Raw genomic sequence first — 20635 nt, 5'->3', positions numbered from 1 at the left:
CTATACATGTTGACGTTTTTACCTGGTCCTGTGCTGTTTATTCTCAGCCTCACGTTGTTAATTATTAACACCTGCTTATGGAGCTCACTGTTAACTGTGGGCGGTATTATTAAGTTGTTACTGCCCTTTAAGGCTGTACGCAGAGTACTAACCAAAATAATGAACCGTTTTATGTGGGCCTGGGCGACGTGTAACGGCGGAATTTTATATTTGATATCAAACATCGAGTGGGACATTTCAGGCCTTGAAAAACTCGACCCTAATGGCTGGTATTTAATTATCAGTAATCATGTCAGTGGGTTTGATATCGCGGCTCAAACCTATGTGCTGCGTAATCACATCCCTATGTTGAAGTTTTTTCTCAAAAAAGAGCTCTTGTATGTGCCGATTATGGGCTTAGGATGTTGGGCCCTCGACATGCCGTTTATGGACCGTACCAGTCCAGCTAAACTCAAGAAAAACCCCAAATTAAGAGGCAAGGATCTTGAAACCACTCGTAAGGCATGCGAGCGCTTTAAAGATTCACCCACCTCTATTATTAATTATGCTGAAGGTAGCCGCTTTACCGAAGAAAAGCGCGTACGCCAAAACTCTCCTTATCGACATTTATTGCGTCCTAAGGCCAGCGGTATCGCATTTACCTTGTCAGCTATGGGTGAGCAATTTACTAATTTACTCAACATCACCTTGGTTTACCCTGACACACCAGAAAAAGTATTAAGCAATGTGATGCATGGCCGAACCAAAAAAGTGATCATGCGCGTTGAAGTGTTGCCTGCCCCTCATGTAGATTCAAATGACTATTTTGCTAATGCAGATACCCGAGTCACTTTCCAGCGTTGGTTAAATCAGTTGTGGATCGAAAAGGATCAACTGATTGATGATGAGATCCAACGTCATCAACAAAAGTAGCCAACCCAATGGACTCGCGCGTTTTTACACACCAAAGAGGCATAAGACTGTTAGCTTTTAGCCATATCCATTAATCTAATTGCATGCTCCATTTAAGTAAAAGCTTAGTCACTGAAAATTCGAGGCTTAATAAGTATTTTCCTGTTAAGCTAAGTAGGCCATTTTTACGTCATATTGCTAACATAACTTATATAGGTGAGATTTGAATTTTCGCGCATTCACGCATTTAACATACTGGATAATGTTACTTACACTGATATTTTCAGTGCCTGTTTCTGCGCAACAAGATAATGCCTACGAAGGTCTCGCCGAAGTTAAATTTGAACACTTCGACACTGATGGCAAACTCAACCAAAATTCAATAACACGCCTGTTTATGGACAGTGCCGGCATGATGTGGATTGGCACTCAAGACGGTTTACACAGCTATAACGGCGTCGATTTTGAGCTGTATCTCAAACAAGCTGACAATAACAAAAGCATTTCTGGCAATTTTATTACCGATATTTTGCAATCGCCTGACGGTGATTTGTGGGTCAGTACATTTGATAATGGACTCAATCGCTTTAATTTACACACGGGCGAGTTTCAGCAATTTAAGCAGGAACAAGGCTTAGGCGAACTGCAAATAACCAAATTAGCGGTTATTGGCGACACATTATGGATTGGTACACGTGCTGGCTTGTATTTATTGTCGCTAAAAACTGAAAAAATCATTCCGGTTAGCTTGGGCAATAATATCACCCCAGATATTGTCAGCCTTGCAAACGTTGATAACAAATACATTGTGGTTGGCACTCAAGCCAATGGCACGTTTGCTGTAGACAGCAACACCATTATTCGCCTTGATATCCCGACTTCAATGGTCGTTAACCAAATCCATTCAAGTTCTATTTATTCCGTTTGGTTGGCTATCGACAATCAAATCTGGCGCTACAATCTCGATACCCACCAAAAAGATTTAATATGGTCGCGCGACAACAGTTACGGTGACAACCGCAAAATTACAGATTTTATCGTTGTTAATGCCAACCAAATCTTTGCTATTGGCAATAATACGGGGCTTTTTCAACTCGACTTTAAAGATGGCCAGTGGCACAGCACGATATATAAGCACAATCCACAAGCCCTAAACACCATCAGCGCCAATACGTTACAAACGCTATTACTCGATTCGAGCGGCACCCTTTGGATAGGCAGCGGTTACTCCGGTATCGATAAACTCAACCTAAGCCATCAATATTTTACCCATTATTACGACTACCAAACCGACTCACCCGGCATGGCCAATATGGTGCGCAGTATTTTTCGTGATAAACAACAACGTCTATGGATTGGCACCGATGGCGCGGGAGTAAAATATCTCACCTCGCAAGATAATCAATATCATTATATTAATCATTTATTTGCAGAAGCTTTATCGATACCTACAGAACAATTATCATTGATAGTGCATGACATTGCTCAAGATAAGCAGGATGTTTTATGGTTTGCGACCAACCTTGGTTTATTTACCCTGGACAGCAATAACACTCTCGTACAAGTTCAGCCTGCAAATGAGCAGTTTCATGCCGACACCAAATTCCGAAGCTTAGCCTTTGACGATAAAGATCGCTTATGGATAGCTAGCTCGCTAGGCTTATATTTTATCTCTGAACATACCCATCGGATGATGGCCTATAATTTTGGCTTTCAGGCCGACTTTTCACCGTTTAAATATCAAATCATTAAACTGCATTTTAGCCAAGGCGACTTATGGTTAGGTACCATGGGGGGCGTTGTCCGGTTATCACCTGAAGAGCAAAAACTAGAATTTTTAAGGCATGATCCAGAGAATGTTTATAGCCTCAGTGATAATCGTGTCAGAGATTTTTTATTGACCGACAACGGGGATTTTTGGATCGCTACGCATGGTGGTATCGACAAGCTGACCATCGAATACGGTAGCTTTAAATTTGAGCGCATGGACGTCAATGCCGATCACAGCAGTAATACTGTTTATGCCATGTTAGAAGACGAAAAACATGACATATGGTTAAGCACTAACTCCGGTATTTCGCGCTTTACCCCAAGTAACAATAGCTTTATTTCGTATAATAAATTTGAAGGCTTACAGGCCAATGAGTTTAATGGTGCCTCCAAATTTAAAGATACTAACGGCACATTATGGTTTGGTGGTATTCATGGTCTCAACCAGTTTAACCCCAGCACAATTCCAAATTACAGAGCTGAAAACAAGCTAGCACTCACCAAATACACCATTGGTGAAACTCAATATCCAGTCCGCGATTTAAGCCATGCGCCAGATATTGTCATGCCATTTGAAAAGCAGCTTATCAGCTTTGAAATTGGTTCGCTTAACTTTAGTTATCCAGGACTTAGCCGTTTTAGTTATAAACTCGACGGCTTTGACACTGATTGGCGAACATTGTCTCAAGGCAATCAAATTGCTTATACCAACCTCTCACCGGGCGAATATACGCTGATCGTTCGTCACGCACTGGGAACAAACCAATACAGTCAATACACCCTCAATGTTCATGTATCAGTGGTCCCGCCAATTTATATGACTCATATGGCTTACGCAGCTTACGTGACCATTGGCTTACTACTAATTATTTGGATTGTTGCTGCAAGACGTAAAAAGCACACTAAACAGCGTGAATTTGATAGCAGTATTCGGGCCTCTGAAGAGCGACTTAAATTAGCACTTTGGGCCTCAGGCGACGGCATGTGGGACTGGAATATTAAAGACGATAAAGTGTATCGGACCAATATGGTCGAGCCGATGAATTTTTCGTTAAAAGATCAGTTACTGATTAAAAGCATTCACCCAGAAGATCGTCCCCGTGTACAAAAACTATTAAACGAACACCTTAATGGCGAAAGTGAATTCTTTGAAGCGGAATATCGAGTAGAAACACAACCAGGAACATGGGCTTGGCTATTAGACAGAGGCCAAATTGTAGAACGTGATATTAATAATGTGCCCCTCAGAATGGCCGGTACCCACAAAGACATTACCAGCCGTAAGCTGACCGAAAACGAACTCAAACTGTCATCGCAAGTATTATTTAGCATGAACGAAGCCGTTGTCGTTGGCGAGTTAGACTATCAAGTCCGTTCGGTAAACCCGGCATTTAGTCGTATAACCGGCTTTAAACATCGCGATGTTGTCGGTAAACACTTTTTGTTTTTAACCATGGGTAAACAATCGCGTGAGTTTTATAACTCAGTAGAAACCCAACTATTAAGACACAAGCACTGGGCTGGCGAAATTAACATAAGAACCCGCGACCGTCGTGGCATTCTGGCCTGGTTAGAGATCAATCAAGTTATCGATAATAAAGGTGAAACAAGCCACTTTGTTGCGGTATTTACCGACATTACTGCGCGTAAAAAAGCAGAAGAAGATCTTCGCGTACTGGCGAACTTTGATCCATTAACAGGCTTACCTAACCGCACGTTATTTCAAGACAGATTAAACCAGGCTGTCACCAAAGCGCATCGCGCCGAAAGCATGGTCGCATTACTATTTTTAGACCTTGACCGCTTTAAACACATTAATGATTCAATGGGTCATCATGTGGGCGACTTACTGCTTAAAGCGGTTGCACACCGCTTACAAAATGCAGTGCGTGATGGCGATACCGTCGCCCGTTTAGGTGGCGATGAATTTACCATTATTTTAGAGGGTGTTGCTAAAACCAAAGCGGCGACCATTATTGCCGAAAAAGTACTGCAATCATTTCAAACGCCCTTTTTATTAGATGATAAAGTCCTGACTATTTCACCCTCAATTGGAATTAGTTTGTATCCTGAAGATGCAGAGGACACGACATCATTAATTAAGTATGCCGATACCGCCATGTATCATGCTAAGTCATTGGGCCGCAATAATTTCCAGTTCTATACCAAAGAGCTCAATCAATACGCGACACGTCATGTTCAATTAGAAGCGGGCTTGAAAAAAGCCCTGCAAGAAAACGAGTTTTACTTAGTCTATCAACCTAAATATGACGTTAAAACCGAACGAATTATTGGATTAGAAGCATTATTACGCTGGGAAAGCCCTGAGCTTGGCTCTATTTCACCTGTAGAGTTTATTCCATTAGCTGAAGAGACAGGTTTAATTAACCCCATTGGCAACTGGGCCATAAACCAAGCCTGTGGCCAACTGGCATTGTGGCATCAACAAGGTTTTGAGCATATCTCGGTGGCCGTCAACTTATCAGCAAGACAGCTAAAAGCCGACATTATTTCAATCATTGAAGTGGCCCTAGCAGTCTCAGGACTAGCAGCCGAAGCATTAGAGCTTGAACTGACTGAGTCGATGATTATGGGTAATCCACAAGATTCTGTGGCGGTATTATCAAAACTCAAAGCATTAGGCTTAACCATTGCCATTGATGACTTTGGTACTGGTTATTCAAGCTTGAGTTATTTGAAACGCTTTCCGATTGATACTTTAAAAATCGATCGTGAGTTTGTCCGTGATATCACTGAAGACCCAGATGATGCCGCGATCACCAGCGCGATTATTACCTTAGCCCACAGTCTTGAACTGAAAGTGGTGGCTGAGGGTGTAGAAACCCAAGAACAGCTTGAGTTTTTACGCAATGGCGGTTGTGACCAAGTACAAGGATTCCTCCTCAGTAAACCGCTTACTGCAAGCGATTGTTTAGCACTGCTGACCAAAGATAAACAGCTTTAAGCAGACAAAATAAAAGCTCCCTAGGGAGCTTTTATTTTGTCTGCAGCTTTAGCTTAAACTAAGGAGCAACTCGCTCTACACGTTTAACCCAGCCTTGTGGCGCAGCTACATGGCCTTTTTGTAACTCAGTAAACAGCTTATAAATACGCTTAATATTTGGGCCAACCTTACCGTCGCCAACAGTCACGATGCGACCATCTTCGAAGATATATGAGCTAACAGGTGATACAACAGCAGCAGTACCAAAACCACCCGCTTCAATAATTTCACCCGCTTCAATATCAGCAATAAACTTATCTAACATCACCGTTTCTTGCCTGATTTCACAACCCAACATATCTCCAAGTTCCATAATGGACTGCGAGGTAATTGATTTTAAAATGGTGTCTGTGAAGGTAGGAATAATCACAGTGCCATCTTTTAAAATATGGAAGTGGTTCATTGCACCCGCTTCTTCAATTTGGGTGTTGGTTGAATCTAAATACAATACTTGCGATGCACCATGTTCTGCCGCGGCTTTACCAGCACGAAGAGAAGCAGCATAGTTACCAGATGCTTTCGAAGCCCCTGTTCCACCAGACACTGCACGATGATACTGAGTGCTTATTAATAAACGAATGCCATTATTAACACCCGACGCATAGTAAGCACCAGACGGGCTCAGCATGACACAAAAAGTATACTGCTGGCTTGGGCTCACAGATAAACGGTCTTCGGTTGCAAAAATAAACGGGCGAATATATAAGCATGCGCCTTCTTGTTGCGGGAACCACAAACGGTCAGCGTCAATAAGTGCATTAATCGCCTTAACCTGCATCGCTTCATCAATATTGGGAATACACACAATATCGGCAGAACGGTTCATGCGCTCAGCATTTTTATTTAAACGGAAAGTATAAATCTCGCCGTCTTCGTGCATAAAGGCTTTCGCGCCTTCAAAAATAGATTGCCCATAATGCAACGACATTGCACCAGGTGCCATTTCAAACGGCCCATAAGGGACAATGCGCGGATCGCACCATTGACCATCACGATAATCCATTAGAAACATGTGGTCAGTTCGAAGCTTGCCAAAACCGACATCACCTTCTGGCTTAAACGGTTCTGTGCGGCGCTCTGACGCTGATTTTAAATTATATTTTATGTCCATTGCATACCACCTTAAAAACTGAGCTTGCAGACTATGGAGGCTAGAGATTAATGTCAAGTCACAGCCCTAGATCCTAAATCAAAATACGTCAATTGAACGTAACAAGCATCAATATATTTATTCATATTGCAACAGACAAACTGTCAGTGCATCTGTCTATTCTATCTATTTAACCTGAACTAGGGATAAGAGATGGGAACAAAATGCTTAATATCAAAGTATCCCGAGTTCAGGTTCTTGGCATTAACTTATCGGTTTATTTTACGATAGCGGCAACAATAGACACTTCGACTAAATATTCTGGTTCTGCAATAGCGGCTTGTACACAAGCTCTCGCTGGCGCATGACCTGTTGGCACCCATTTGTCCCACACCAAGTTCATCGCATCGTAATCAGCCATGTCTTTGAGGTAAAGGGTGGCAGATAAAATATTTTCACGACGACTTCCCGCTTGCAATAATAACCCATCGACCTCTTCGAGCATGGTGATAGTTTGCGTGGTAATGTCGCTATATTTATCTTTAGCTACTTGGCCACACAAATAAACAGTATTGTTATGAATAACAATACTGCTCATCCGCGTGCCCACATCCAATCTGGTAATTGTCATAAAATGCGCTTTTATTGTCTAAGTGAGTCGATGAAAATATCGCGATCTTAGATAAAGTACAATATCGACTGATTTATTGAACATATTTTAGCCACTTAGTTTTAAAGGCTATTCCTATAGGCCTTGTCACTGCTAGAATCGGGGTTCCATCCAGAAACGTATAGGACTCCCCATGAGCCTTGAATTATTGTCCCAACTGGAAACCAAAATCCAGGCAACTCTTGAAAATATCGAGCTATTAAAAATGGAGCTTGATGAAGAGAAGCAAAAGAACCAAGCATTAGTGCAACAGCAAGAAGAATTGACACAAAAAAACCAACAATTGCAGCAAGACCTCAACTCTTGGAGCGATAAGGTCAACGGCCTTGTTGGTTTATTGAATAACGAAATGTAAGCGAGTCTTTTTAAACTGATTGCTGCGGCGTAGATTGCGCCTCAATCAGGGCATTTAATTCGCTGATCGCCTGCCTCACTTTTGGCAGGCTTTTTTTTGTTTGCAAAAAACGTCCTTTTTCAAACTCGAGTAAACCTAAATCTTTTACCCAAATCACGCCACTCAGAAAGATCCTAGCATGCTTAACAATTAACTTGGGCGCATAAACAGGGAACGTTCTCATAGTGTCTCCTCCTAGAGCAAATACACATAATACGTTGTCATTAACCGACATTAGGGCTAAATAACCTTGCGGTATAGTGAGATTAGCGTGCGATACAATGAACCCGTTTGGCTGTAGTTGTATCGCACTAAAGCGGACTGTTATCTCTTAACTGCTGAATAAATCGACAGCATTAATACCAGCCAAAAGATTGGACAACACGTTTTAGTAAGAGTTTCATTAACTTTACGTTTTCAAATAGTCTGACAAATCACACGATAATGGTTGCGACAATATAATGCCACTTGCCAATATTTTGACACCATGCTAATATCCTTGACGTTACTCAGGGTAAAAAAGAGTCATTTGACTCATCACCGTATTGTCTTTTATAGATATACGGTTTTTTTTTGCCTGTAATCCCCCAGTTATTGTCATGCTATCCAATCTTTAGACAACAAAAAAGGAGCCTAAGCTCCTCTTCGCATACCGCACTTTAGCTCAATCATAGCGCTAAAGTCGCCATGATTTAACTTACTTTTTATTCATCGTTGATAAATAAAATGCAATATCAATAAGCTCGTCATAAGACTTGATAGAGCTTGTTTCTACACGGTATTTACCATTAACAACCAGCGTTGGCACACCAGAAATTTTTGAATTTTCAGTATCACGTTTCATTTTTGACATCTGAGCATTCACCATAAATGAACTTGCTGCGGCATCATAGGCTTTAGCGTCTACGCCATTGGCAATAAATAACGCTCTGATGTCATCCGCACGGGTAAACTGCTGACGCTTATCATGGATAGCACTAAATAATGCAGGTTCAATTTTGTCTTCAACATTTAACTGCTTCGCAACCGCAAAGGCGCGTGACATTTCTACGCCCATTTCACGGCCAATGAAATCAACGTGAGACTGGTTAAACGCCACGCCTTCAGGCAAGTTAGCTTCAATCTTTGGCACAACCGTTTTAGCAAAATTAAAACAATGTGGACAATAGAAAGAGAAAAACTCAGTGATTTCTGGCTTGGCTGATTCAGGGCCTTCATTAATCACAGTGTAATGAACACCTTCTTTATAATCTGCAGCCATCGCCGCCATTGGCGCGAGTAGTAGTGCTGCGGCCATCAATAATGCTTTTTTCATCTCACTTCCTTTCAATAGGCAAAATATACTAATAAAAAATCGCTGGTACTATCATAGTCTAGCGCTAGGCAGTAACTCAATCGCTACCTGATTGTATTTGTAACTAAATACATCCTGTAGTGATTATGAATCAATGTTAATCAACTATTAAAGCTGCTGAGACTCAAAGGCGCCTCGTTTAATGCCGCCAGTTGCTCTTTAAACGCCAAGGTTTGTTGTTCCCAATATTTGATGTCAGCAAACCAGGGAAAGTTCATCGGAAACGCAGGATCTTGCCAACGTTTAGTTAGCCATGCGTTGTAATGGATCATTCTAAACGCTCTTAACGGCTCAATTAACGCCAATTGTTTGGTGTCAAAATCACAGAACTCTTGGTAAGCCTCAAGCAAAATGTCGAGTTGTAATAATTGTTGCACTCTGTCGCCAGTCAACATCATCCAAATATCTTGTACCGCTGGTCCTTGCCTTGCATCATCTAAATCGACAAAACCTGGCCCGTCGGGTGTCCACAAAATATTACCAGGATGCAAATCACCGTGTAAACGAATCGTCTCAACGTTATATTGCTGCCAAATCTGTTTCGCTTTTGTCAGCACTTGCTCTACCACAGTAAAAAACGCATCGTGCATTCCCGAGGAAACAATACCGCTATCGCGCAAATAACGATAGGCGTCATCGCCTAAAATTTCAGGGGTTAAAGGCTCGCGATGTACAAAAGGCTGCTTACTGGCATATTGATGAATTCGGCCAATAAAGCGCCCTACAGACTCAAGCTGCTCGTCATTATCAACTTCAAATGCACGGCCACCAATGGAGGGGAATAAAGCAAAGCGGTACCCCTTAAACTCAAACAATGTCCTCGTTTCAATGACAACAGGCACTGCGATAGGAATATCTTCAGCCGCTAAGGCCAATGCGTAGTCATGCTCTTCTTGGATTTGCGCATCACTCCAACGTTGTGGACGATAAAACTTAACCACATAACGTAAACCTTGGTCACAACGGAACTGATAAACCCGGTTTTCATAGCTGTTTAATGCTAACAAACCGGTTTCAGGAAATATTCCAATGCTTTCAATCGCATCTAAAATAAGGTCTGGCGTTAATGCCTGAAAGTGAAACTCTGTACTGCTATTATCCATGTAAACCTTCTTGGGTGGTTTTAATATGCGGCGTAAGCAAGCTGACTAAAAAGCCTAATACGTCTACATCATTGGCGTTATCGACCGATAACCAGCAAATATCACCGTAAAATTCATAGTGTAACCACACCGGGCAACCTTCAAAATTCAGCAGCCATTGGTGTCTGTCAGCGCCCCACTGGCGTTCACGAATATCGCAATCTAACGCGGTCGCTAAGGGTTCGGCAAACAATTCAAATTGCTCAAAATCTACGTCAGCTTGAATAACAATACTCAGGGCGTCGGGATCAAATTTAGCAGACAATAATTTCATAAAAAGGCTCAGATAAAATAATTCAACTAACTGCTGCAAGACATAATTAAGCCTTGGCCCCAGTCTGGTGGTCGTTTGGCATAATCGTCCATTTCGGGCTGTTCATCATACGGGCGGGTTAATAGTTGCTGCAATTGAAGCAGCTTGCTGTTATCGCCTTTTTCTTCAATGTCGATAATCGCTTCTTGGGCGAGGTAATTACGTAGAATATATTTTGGATTGTGCTGATTACGCTCACCTTGCCAGGCAGTAACATCGGCAACTGAACCAACCCGGGCTTGATAAGTTTGAAACCAACGGTCAAATTCGTTCACATTAACCATGTTATCGCGAAGTGAACTGTGCTGACTGCTTATGTCTATCTGGCCTATTTGGCGCAAGCTGTTGCTATAGTCCAGCTGGTTATTTTCTAATAACACCGTAAATTGGCTAATTAACTGTAAGTCTTGTTTCTCTAACTCTGTTTGCGCATCGCGCTCTACGCTGTGGCCAGAGCCAAAACCCAATTTTGCCCGCATTAAACTCACATATTGGCTCACTAAACTCGGCTGATAAGTATTTAACGCTGCGATTAAATAATCCGACGGAATAATCGGAGTCAGCGCTTGCGCTAGGCGTTTTAGATTCCATAAGCCGATACCAGGTTGCTGACCAAAAGCATAGCGGCCCTCGTGATCTGAATGATTACAGATAAAGTCTTCTTTGAAGGTATCTAAAAATGCAAACGGGCCAAAGTCGAAGGTATCGCCTAAAATCGACATGTTATCGGTATTCATGACCCCATGAGCAAATCCAACAGCTTGCCAATGGGCGATCATTTTTGCTGTTGATTGCACCACCTCGACAAACCATTGTTTGTAGCCTGCGATATCGGTTGTTAAATGAGGAAAATGCTGAGTAATGGCAAAATTAAGCAATTGGGTTAGCTTGTCTGGCGCACCTTTTTCGCTGTAACAAAAATATTCAAAATGGCCAAAGCGAATATGACTTTTAGCCAAACGCACGGTAATGGCTGCGGTCTCTTGGCTTTCGCGCCATACCGGTAAATCAGACCCAATGACCGCTAATGCTCGGCTTGTAGGGACAGATAATGCCGCCAGAGCCTCTGACACTAAAAACTCGCGCACTGCAGAGCGCATTACGGCTCGGCCATCACCTTGGCGTGAATACGGCGTTGGGCCGCCACCTTTTAAGGCGACATCCCACGCACCATTAGGCCCCACAGCTTCACCTAAAATAATCGAGCGACCATCACCTAATCTTGGGGTATATCCGCCAAACTGATGACCACTGTAAACTTGAGCATAATAACTTGCACCAGGCGCAGCAGCATTTGCCGAAAGCTGCATTAATAAATCATCATCTGGTTTGTCTAAACCAATCAGTTTAGCGGCGTCATCGCTCCAGCCGAGCCAGTGAGGATTTTGAATCCCCTGCGGATAGACTTGCGAATAAAAGCCGTCTAATTGTTCAAAAAAATCTTGCTTAAAGCGCATCCAACGCGCCTCCCAACACTTGGCGTTGGCAATTCAGTTGCTTGTTGTCGTCTACTTGGCATTGTTGCGCGCACACAAAGGCTTGCGCAGCGGGCATTGATGAACCTTGCAAACGTAACATGCCGGAACCTTTTGCTTGGCATTGCTCGAGCGTATCGTAATAACCTAAAATGAACTCGGTTTGCACCATGTTGGCTGATGCTATCGACATTTCGGTATTTTGCGGATTATCAGCAACGTAAAAGAGTGTCCATTCTGGTGTGCGCGTGCACCCCATCACAACACTTAACCCAATTGCAGCAAGAAGTAATTTGCTTATTAAAGAAGTCATCACTGTCACCCAAACCTTTATTCTGTCAGCCACCAGCATCCATTATTCACATTCATTCACGGACACAAAATACAAAAAAGCGGACCGAGGTCCGCTTCCTTTATGGCTATCATACCCGATATCCATCATGCTGTATTAACTGAGTTAGCCTGCCTTTGCTTGCGCTTTCTCAATTCGATTAATCCGGCCTTCAAATCCGGTGACGGTGCCGTCGGTTAAGTGATATTCAATCGCCTGTTGGCAGACACTAATCGCTTTCCCAAACTCGCCAATATCATTCAACAATGTCGATAATTGCATAAACGCAGGGGCTTTAATATCTTGGGCATTATCATTCGCAACGTGTTGTTGATATACCACACGGAATAAGTCGAGGTAAGCCAACTTAAGTGCAGCGCCGTATTGGCAATAATCACTTTGCTTACGCATTTTATAGCAATGGTTAATCACGTTCGCTAGCGCATCATGCTGACCTTGTGCATCACTTGCGGTGTTTGCTGCTGCAACTAACTGCACAAAACTATCGCTGGCCCACTCCCCTTTCACTGTTGTTAAACTTAATTGATGCCCCTGATTCTCATCGGCTTCAACTTGAGGTGCTGCAGTTGGCGCTTCGTCTTTATTAAGCTGAGCAGTTTTAACATCTTCTGCTTTTTCAGTGTCTCTCTCTTCAGTTGCAATAGCTTCAGTCACAATAGCTTCAGGCTCAGTGACTTCTGCCTGAGTTGCTTGCGCTACAGCAGGCGCGACATCTTTGGCTTCATGTGGTTCAGCCATCTCAGGCTTAACCGCTGGCACTTCAACACTCTCCGCCGGAGAGATTTCTGGTTCAATTGGTGTGTCATTGTCTTGGTTGATTGTCGTGTCAACTTCACTACTGTCGGTAACCGCTGCAGGTGCCTCTACTGAGTCTGATTGCGCGGTATCTGCGTGCGAAGCGACCTCTGATTGCGCTTCAGATACTTTGGTTTTACGGGTATTTTTGTCTAATTCTTGTTTTGCCACTACTTGGGTGCGCCTGTATAGATACATGGCAATTACAACCAATATGACAACTAAAAAGATCTTTATTAGCATTAGGCGTCCACCTTGCTGGTTATGCGCAAACACGCATGGATTCCATGTTACTCACACTCACGGGTTGTGAGCCATTTTTACGATATTAATATCATTTTTTCGCTGTGAATATTCGAGTGCGATTATTTTTTAAGCACCAGTCATTATTATTTCAATCTGTGCTATAAAATCAAGTGTTTATCCACTTTAAACTGTAATAAGCTATCCATTACCGCCAAATCACTGATCATTTAAGCCATTTTTGCGATCAATAACACACTCAACCTTAGTTTTGTGTTTGAATTCATAATTAGCGAATGCGAATTTGTCAGCGGTTATTTTGCCGCATAAACTCACAATACCAGACTAATTTACTAAGGTATTACCATGAGCGATACAGAATTACTCACAGGCCAGTTACTGTTTGAATTTCGCACCATTGAAGCCATGGTCACTATTTACTGTAAAGCGCACCACCCGATAAAACCATCGCACGGTGTGTGCGAGCAATGTTGTGAATTTTTAAGTTATGCCAATACCCGCCTAGACCGCTGCCCATATGGCCAAGATAAACCAACCTGCAATAAATGTCCGGTACATTGCTACAAGCCTCACATGAAACAAAAAGCTCGTGAGATTATGCTTTTTGCAGGCCCAAGAATGTTATTACCCCACCCAATTATGGCCATTAAACATTTACTTGCTGAACGCAAGCCCGCTCCAGGCTTACCGCCAGAAGGCGTATCAAACCGTCATGAGCGCAAGCGTCAAAGTGAGTCCATCATATAGCCGCTTATACATCTGGATGCGATTGCAACCAATTGCACCTACAACACATGAGAATAGGGTTTGTTTGATCTCAGTCTACCTGTGCGCAAGTATAAACGTTAATTAACTCGCGCCTATCTATCGGTATTGGTAATCTAGATGGATATAGAGTGACAATGATGTCAATGAGGTGATTTATGCAACGTCCAACAAATCTATTTTTTTCAAGCATATTAGTGTTATTTAGCTTAGCGTTTTCATTACCTAGCTTCGCAAATGACAACACCTATGTAGAAGCCGAAAATAACTTTAAAAAAGCCACTGAAACGCAGCACTTTTTTAATTCAGCTTATGGTTATGCTATTTTCCCTACCGTTGCTAAAGGCGGCATAGGTATTGGTGCCGCTTATGGCAATGGCCGAGTCTATCAAGCTGGTAGCCACATGGGTGACTCAACCCTTACGCAGTTATCGATTGGTTTTCAATTAGGCGGCCAAGCCTATAGCGAAATTATCTTTTTTAAAGACGCTAAAGCCTATAACGAATTTACCAGTGGTAGCTTTGAATTTAGCGCCCAAGCTTCAGCTGTGGCAATTAATTTAGGTGCTAGTGCCCAGGTTGGCACCACGGGTAATTCAGCAGGCGCAGGTCAAGCGGGCAGCAACCATAATGCGGCTGCTAAATACATTAATGGTATGGCTATTTTCACCGCAGCTAAAGGCGGATTGATGTTTGAAGCAGCCTTAGCAGGTCAATCGTTTACGTTTGATAGTAAGTAGTAACTAACTCATACGAGTTTGTACTCGTAGCTTACAGAGCATTCAGGCTGCCATTGGCAGCCTGAATTGTTTTGGGTGAGTTGATTCATATTGCTAGATCTTTTGTAAAAAGGCAGCTCACATACTTGCTTAATCTGACCTTATTGGTATTGGGTTGCTTCTTTAAAACCCCAAATTCATTGTTACTTATTGCCTGCCGCAGGCTCCGTGCAGATGATTAAGCGAGACGCCGCAAGCACCTCCATGTGGGCTTAACCAAAACATCCCTTTTTTGGACACTCGCTGACTTATCTACACCTGTCATTATCTCTCTTCGATCTAACCTCTTGCGTGTCTGGAGGTAAAATATCAATAAAGATTTAAACAACATTATTCAAAATAAGAAGTGCCTCTAATACAAGAGGCATACATCTAGTAAAGTATTGACTATTCAACCAATTGGATTGGATAGGTATGTTAATTCCACTAAGCGTTCGAAACTCGTCTTAAACGTCAGTCAGACTTTCAGTCAACGAGTTCAACACCTAAACTTTCCAATAGACTCAGTGCTTCGCTCCTTGAAAATCGTGCCTTTTTCACATTATTTTCAAACACGTCAATAACGTATTCTTCTGAGTCACTGAAATCGACCCCTTGTAAATTTGTTCTCATAAATAAACTATGCCTAAAGTTACAATAAGTCATTGATGAATTAGTAAAGTCACCCTCGCGAAAGTCAACATCATGTAACTTACATTCATCCAAGACTAACTCGTGCAATTTAAGCCCAAAAAATGATGAGTCATTCAAAATACAACGCGTAAAGTTAAGCTCAAAATCTAAGTGGTATATAGCCCATTCAGCTTTCGCCCAATCAACACCGATTAATTTGCTATCTTGAAACCTAACTTCAAACAGCTTTGAATTAGAAAGGTCAACCAAGCTGAAATTACATCGTTCAAATATACAATTAAGGAATTTACAATTTTTGAACTGAGTTTCGGAGAAATCACAGTCTACAAACTGACAGTCCTCAAATTCGATATGATTAAATTGTTTATGCGAGCCAAGATGTTTTTCAAACAAAATATCTAGATAACTCTCACCATCAACTAACACTTTCATGATTTCCCATCCACCAACACTTTTTTAGACAGTACATCAGGTAGATCGAGTAAACAAGATAGTCAATGTGATGGAATGAACACCCCATCTGAAGCGTTAGTATTTTTATTCTTTACTCGTAAAAAGGTGGCCGAAGCAGGCTAAAAACGGAGTAAAAATCAGGATTCAACTACATAAAAACATCACATCTATTATTTAAATCATCAGGATAATTTTGATGTGGCGGCTGGGCCAATTCTTTTATAAAGAGTAAAGAGGGAACAGCCGTTGGTTTATTATTACTCTGATGTAGGTGAAGCGCCACGACGTTAGTGGCCGCAGACCATAAGTAAAACAACAAAAAATAACACCTGGATCCCGGCTCAAAAGCATTGCTGGGAAGACTTAACTAATGGAGTTTACTTGAACCAGAGTAACGTTTATTCATACTCTGGTGTGGGCGAAGCGCCACGACGTTAGTGGCCGCAGGCCCCAGGCCATAAGCAAAACAACAAAAGCTAACACCTGGATCCCGGCTCAAAAGCATTGCCGGGAAGACGTCACTAATGGAGTTTATTTGAACCAGAGTAACGTTTATCCATACTCTGATGTGGGCGAAGCGCCACGACGTTAGTGGCCGCAGGCCATAAGCAAAACAACAAAAACTAACACCTGGCTCCCGGCTCAAAGCATTGCCGGGAAGACGTACCTAATGGAGTTTACTTATGCCCCCATGGTACTGGTGGTAACGCAACAGGTTTGGTTAAATCAAATTCCACTTTAAAATCACGATTTTCGCGTGTTAAACGATAAGTAAACGTATGTGCTTCAATCATCATCTGCCACACATTGGTGACCGATTGATCTAGACCATTTTGTTTAAAATTGACTATCGACTCATCATCCACTGGAAACGATTGCATATTAGCGGTACCAACATCGCGTGTGTCGCCACCGTACATAGTGACCTTGTCTTCAGAGCCGTCTTTATGGCGATGGTCGTGTTTTAACTGTAAGCCGGTGTCGGTTTGGGTGATGACCCAAGTACGTGAATGATCTTCGCCGACATGAAATGGAATTTTTAACTGCTTATCGTTACATTCGCGCACATGCATAATTAGTGTTTTGCCACTAAAGCCATCATCTTCACTGCCACCAGCAGTAATTTTACCGGCAAAGGCTTGGCCACAAAGAGCTGTTATTGCTTCAAAAAACTGCTGTTGCTGCACTGAGTTAGCCGCGTTACTTGGGAAGGCAATTAATGCCGCGCTACATACTAATGCGCTAGTGAAGTAACCACGTAATGTACTCGTTTTAGCCATAATGCTGATCCTTTGCTTATTGATATTTATTCTTGCACACAGAGTACACGCTTTACTTATGGAGGACTAGATAACCTCAACTCGGGATAGTAGATACACTAAACCCGCATAAATGCGGGTTTAGTGTTTATCGCGCGATAAAGCTAACTGACTATTTAGCGTATTTAGACTTGGTTGCCCAACCGGTTTTGGCCGGACGTTTAGCCCCTGTGGCGTTTGCTGGCTGGCCAGTGCTTTTTACCGCTGCTTTAGATTTTTGTCCTGCGGGTTTGGCTTTGGTTTTATCTGCTTTTGACGCGCCTTTGCGGTCTTCAAATTGATCAGCAGAAAAACGAGTCATGGCTTTCTGACCACCTTGGTCTTTAGCTTTAGCAGCAGGCTTTTGGCCCCACTTCACTTTACTTTGCTCATTACGAGTTTCTGGTGGCACTAAGTGATTTGGCCCATTACCAATAAGCGACTCTTTGCCCATCGCCACTAAGGCTTCACGGATCATCGGCCAGCCTGCAGGATCATGATAACGTAATAAGAATTTATGCAATTTACGTTGGCGACCTTTTTTCGGTACTGTCACTTGCTCACTATCATGTTTAACGTTTTTCAATGAGTTAAGCTCGGTATGATAAATGGTCGTCGCGTTAGCCATTGGCGATGGATAAAAGTTCTGTACTTGGTCAAGTTTAAACTTCTGTCCTTTTAACCATAGCGCAAGGTTAACCATATCTTCATCTGTGGTGCCTGGATGGGCCGAAATAAAATACGGAATTAAGAATTGCTCTTTACCGGCTTCCTTAGAAAACTTATCAAACAGTTCTTTAAACTTGTCATAGGTTCCCATGCCCGGCTTCATCATTTTACTGAGTGGGCCTTCTTCGGTATGTTCCGGGGCAATTTTTAAATAACCACCCACATGATGTTTAGCTAACTCTCTAATATATTCTGGGTTTTCGATAGCCAAATCGTAACGAACACCCGAAGCGATTAACACTTTTTTAATGCCTGGTACTTCACGTGCCGCTTTGTATAAGTCGATGGTGTGTTTATGGTCTGTGCCTAAATGGCCACAAATCGATGGAAACACGCACGACAAACGACGACAGGTTTTTTCCGCTTTTTCGCTAGTACAACCTAAACGATACATGTTAGCCGTTGGGCCACCTAGGTCAGAAATAACGCCGGTAAAACCAGGTACTTTTTCTTGAATGTCTTTAATTTCTTTAATAATCGACTCTTGCGAGCGACTTTGAATAATACGCCCTTCATGTTCGGTAATCGAACAGAATGAACAGCCACCAAAACACCCACGCATGATATTGATTGAAGTCTTAATCATATCGTAAGCAGGAATTTTTTCTTTGCCATACATCGGATGCGGAATACGCTGATAAGGCAAGTCGAATACCGCGTCCATCTCGTCAGTGTTTAATGGCCAAGCAGGCGGGTTTACCCATACACCACGGTTTGCATCATGCGGTTGAAACAGCGCGCGAGCACAACCTGGATTTTGCTCTTGGTGCAAAATACGCGAGGCATGCGCATACAAATATTTATCTTCGCTGACTTTGTCGTAAGCAGGCAATAGCACATAGGTTTTTTCCCATGGCTTAGGACGAGGTGGTTGAATACTTATGGGCTTTGGCGCATCGTTATCAAAAATTTTGTTGTCTGTTGGCCCAGATAAATTACTACAACCCACATCGTCAGCGCCATAAGGACTCGGCAAGGGTTCAATTTTATGCAGTTGGTCTATTTTACGCGAATCCATACCACGCCAACCCGGCATAGGGTCTTTACGCATCACAGCCGTACCACGAACATCGTCAATGTCGCTAATCGCTTCACCTGCAGCAATACGACGAGCCACTTCCATTAATGGACGCTCGGCGTTGCCGTAAATTAAAATATCGGCTTTGGCGTCAAAAATCACACTGCGACGCACTTTATCTGACCAATAATCATAATGAGCAATACGGCGCAAACTGGCTTCAATACCACCAATGACTACCGGCACGTCTTTAAAGGCTTCTTTACAGCGCTGGGTGTATACGGTTACGGCACGATCTGGGCGCTTGCCGCCAATATCACCAGCGGTGTAAGCGTCGTCATGACGTAACTTGCGGTCTGCTGTGTAGCGGTTAATCATTGAATCCATGTTGCCAGCTGTCACCCCAAAAAACAGGTTAGGACGGCCAAGCTGCATAAAGTCTTCTTTATTTGACCAATCAGGCTGAGAAATAATCCCCACACGGTAACCTTGGGCCTCTAACATCCGCCCAATCACCGCCATACCAAAACTTGGATGGTCCACATACGCATCGCCTGTGACGACAATAATATCGCAACTATCCCAGCCTAAAATATCCATCTCTTTGCGAGACATGGGTAAAAAAGGTGCTGTTCCGAAGCTATGCGCCCAAAACTTTGGATAATTAAATAACGTTGACTCAACTTGCATGTATATGACCTACATAAATGGGGAAAATCAGTCTAACTGATCCGATGATAACCTCAGCCTAAAGCTGAATTTAACGGACGCGGAGTATAGCAGTACAGTGGCACTAAGTGTGACTAAAAAAGCAGCAAAAGTGAAATATTTTATCAGTAATTAACCTTATAAAAAGTGGTGATAAGCGCGTATCACCACGGATTAGACGGCTACAGACCTAAAAAGAAGCCAATATTAGCAACGGCTAAACTCAATAGTACTATCCAGGTCATTAATACGCCCCAAAAACGGCCAAAATGAAGTCCGCCTTTGCCCTGATTAAGCCCAATGGCATGTAATAAGCGAGCCACTATCCACACGGTTCCAAATATGTGTAAAAGATAATCTGGCATGCCGTTGAGTTCAGCTAACACCAATAACACCATGACTACTGGAGCGTTTTCAACTAAATTACCGTGGGCGCGAATGGCAAGTGATAACGCCTGGTTACCGCCATCACCAATGCCAATTTTATTCAATCGACGTAGCTTAACCACTTTATAAGCTAACCCAAGTAACAATAGTGCAGTTAACCCTGCGTATAATCCCGAAATCATTAATGTCATGCCTTAATCCTTAATTCGACTATATTATTATTTTGACATCAGCATTTAATATCACAATGCTAATATAAGCTAAAACCACATTTTGAATCAGTTTGGCTATAAACACACGACCTTATCGGTTAATATTCGCGCCAAAATAACCTCAATACTTCAATAAGAG

Annotated in this window: 18 protein-coding genes; 5 read left to right on the top strand and 13 right to left on the bottom strand. The window is 42.5% G+C overall.

The genetic code is table 11. The features are described from left to right. The first annotated feature begins 6 nt into the window (after positions 1–6). Positions 7–912: a 1-acylglycerol-3-phosphate O-acyltransferase, YihG family gene (gene yihG, locus AC19MX_RS11975; protein ID WP_498298295.1), complete on the top strand. Its 906-nt coding sequence runs from the start codon at positions 7–9 to the stop codon at positions 910–912. Positions 913–1153: 241 nt separating this feature from the next. Beyond that, positions 1154–5626: an EAL domain-containing protein gene (locus AC19MX_RS11970; RefSeq protein ID WP_498298293.1), complete on the top strand. Its 4473-nt coding sequence runs from the start codon at positions 1154–1156 to the stop codon at positions 5624–5626. 58 nt (positions 5627–5684) lie between these two features. Here the strand turns inward: AC19MX_RS11970 and AC19MX_RS11965 are convergent, their stop codons facing one another. Together AC19MX_RS11965 and AC19MX_RS11960 are read right to left on the bottom strand one after the other, a co-directional pair. Next, positions 5685–6776, bottom strand: coding sequence for a branched-chain amino acid aminotransferase (locus tag AC19MX_RS11965; RefSeq protein WP_498298291.1), 1092 nt, complete (start codon positions 6774–6776; stop codon positions 5685–5687). A gap of 256 nt (positions 6777–7032) precedes the next feature. Continuing rightward, entirely contained in the window at positions 7033–7386 is a 354-nt protein-coding gene (locus AC19MX_RS11960) for a RidA family protein (protein ID WP_432400382.1), read from the bottom strand. Positions 7387–7558: 172 nt separating this feature from the next. On the opposite strand from AC19MX_RS11960, the gene AC19MX_RS11955 reads away from it, so the two are divergent. Continuing rightward, the gene (locus AC19MX_RS11955; RefSeq protein WP_432400383.1) at positions 7559–7780 is read left to right on the top strand and encodes a cell division protein ZapB; all 222 of its coding nucleotides are present in this window, start codon (positions 7559–7561) and stop codon (positions 7778–7780) included. Between the two features lie 10 nt (positions 7781–7790). Here the strand turns inward: AC19MX_RS11955 and AC19MX_RS11950 are convergent, their stop codons facing one another. From AC19MX_RS11950 to AC19MX_RS11920, 7 genes are all read right to left on the bottom strand, one after another. Continuing rightward, positions 7791–8003 carry a DUF1107 family protein gene (locus tag AC19MX_RS11950; RefSeq protein WP_188959125.1) on the bottom strand — a complete coding sequence of 71 codons (213 nt, stop codon included), beginning with the start codon at positions 8001–8003 and terminating at the stop codon, positions 7791–7793. A gap of 513 nt (positions 8004–8516) precedes the next feature. Beyond that, positions 8517–9134 carry a thiol:disulfide interchange protein DsbA/DsbL gene (locus AC19MX_RS11945; RefSeq protein WP_498298288.1) on the bottom strand — a complete coding sequence of 206 codons (618 nt, stop codon included), beginning with the start codon at positions 9132–9134 and terminating at the stop codon, positions 8517–8519. A gap of 140 nt (positions 9135–9274) precedes the next feature. Next, entirely contained in the window at positions 9275–10276 is a 1002-nt protein-coding gene (locus AC19MX_RS11940; protein ID WP_498298286.1) for a serine/threonine protein kinase, read from the bottom strand. After that, positions 10269–10589, bottom strand: a complete 321-nt coding sequence (locus AC19MX_RS11935) for a DUF3630 family protein (RefSeq protein ID WP_432400386.1) — start codon at positions 10587–10589, stop codon at positions 10269–10271. Before AC19MX_RS11935 ends, AC19MX_RS11940 begins: the two co-directional genes overlap by 8 nt. 26 nt (positions 10590–10615) lie before the next feature. After that, positions 10616–12085: a protein adenylyltransferase SelO gene (locus tag AC19MX_RS11930; protein ID WP_498298284.1), complete on the bottom strand. Its 1470-nt coding sequence runs from the start codon at positions 12083–12085 to the stop codon at positions 10616–10618. Further along, entirely contained in the window at positions 12075–12416 is a 342-nt protein-coding gene (locus AC19MX_RS11925; RefSeq protein ID WP_498298282.1) for a hypothetical protein, read from the bottom strand. Before AC19MX_RS11925 ends, AC19MX_RS11930 begins: the two co-directional genes overlap by 11 nt. 144 nt (positions 12417–12560) lie before the next feature. Continuing rightward, positions 12561–13493 (bottom strand): hypothetical protein, encoded by a 933-nt coding sequence (locus AC19MX_RS11920; protein WP_498298280.1) that lies wholly within the window; start codon positions 13491–13493, stop codon positions 12561–12563. 366 nt (positions 13494–13859) lie between these two features. Between AC19MX_RS11920 and AC19MX_RS11915 the strand changes: the two genes are divergently transcribed. Continuing rightward, positions 13860–14261, top strand: a complete 402-nt coding sequence (locus tag AC19MX_RS11915) for a nitrous oxide-stimulated promoter family protein (RefSeq protein ID WP_432400390.1) — start codon at positions 13860–13862, stop codon at positions 14259–14261. Between the two features lie 176 nt (positions 14262–14437). Next, the gene (locus AC19MX_RS11910) at positions 14438–15019 is read left to right on the top strand and encodes a YSC84-related protein (protein ID WP_432400391.1); all 582 of its coding nucleotides are present in this window, start codon (positions 14438–14440) and stop codon (positions 15017–15019) included. 504 nt (positions 15020–15523) lie between these two features. On the opposite strand, the gene AC19MX_RS11905 is transcribed toward AC19MX_RS11910, so the two are convergent. From AC19MX_RS11905 to AC19MX_RS11890, 4 genes are all read right to left on the bottom strand, one after another. Then, on the bottom strand, positions 15524–16123 hold the full coding sequence (locus tag AC19MX_RS11905) for a pentapeptide repeat-containing protein (RefSeq protein ID WP_498298278.1): 600 nt from the start codon (positions 16121–16123) through the stop codon (positions 15524–15526). A 698-nt stretch (positions 16124–16821) separates the two neighbouring features. Further along, entirely contained in the window at positions 16822–17424 is a 603-nt protein-coding gene (locus AC19MX_RS11900) for a hypothetical protein (protein WP_498298276.1), read from the bottom strand. A 151-nt stretch (positions 17425–17575) separates the two neighbouring features. Next, positions 17576–19879: a YgiQ family radical SAM protein gene (locus AC19MX_RS11895; RefSeq protein ID WP_498298274.1), complete on the bottom strand. Its 2304-nt coding sequence runs from the start codon at positions 19877–19879 to the stop codon at positions 17576–17578. 200 nt (positions 19880–20079) lie between these two features. After that, positions 20080–20475, bottom strand: coding sequence for an MAPEG family protein (locus AC19MX_RS11890; RefSeq protein ID WP_498298272.1), 396 nt, complete (start codon positions 20473–20475; stop codon positions 20080–20082). Positions 20476–20635: the final 160 nt, after the last annotated feature.

The sequence above is a fragment of the Shewanella sp. MF05956 genome (assembly GCF_059758055.1).
Note: the sequence above shows the minus strand (reverse complement) of the source record. Positions and strands in the feature narration are given on the sequence as shown.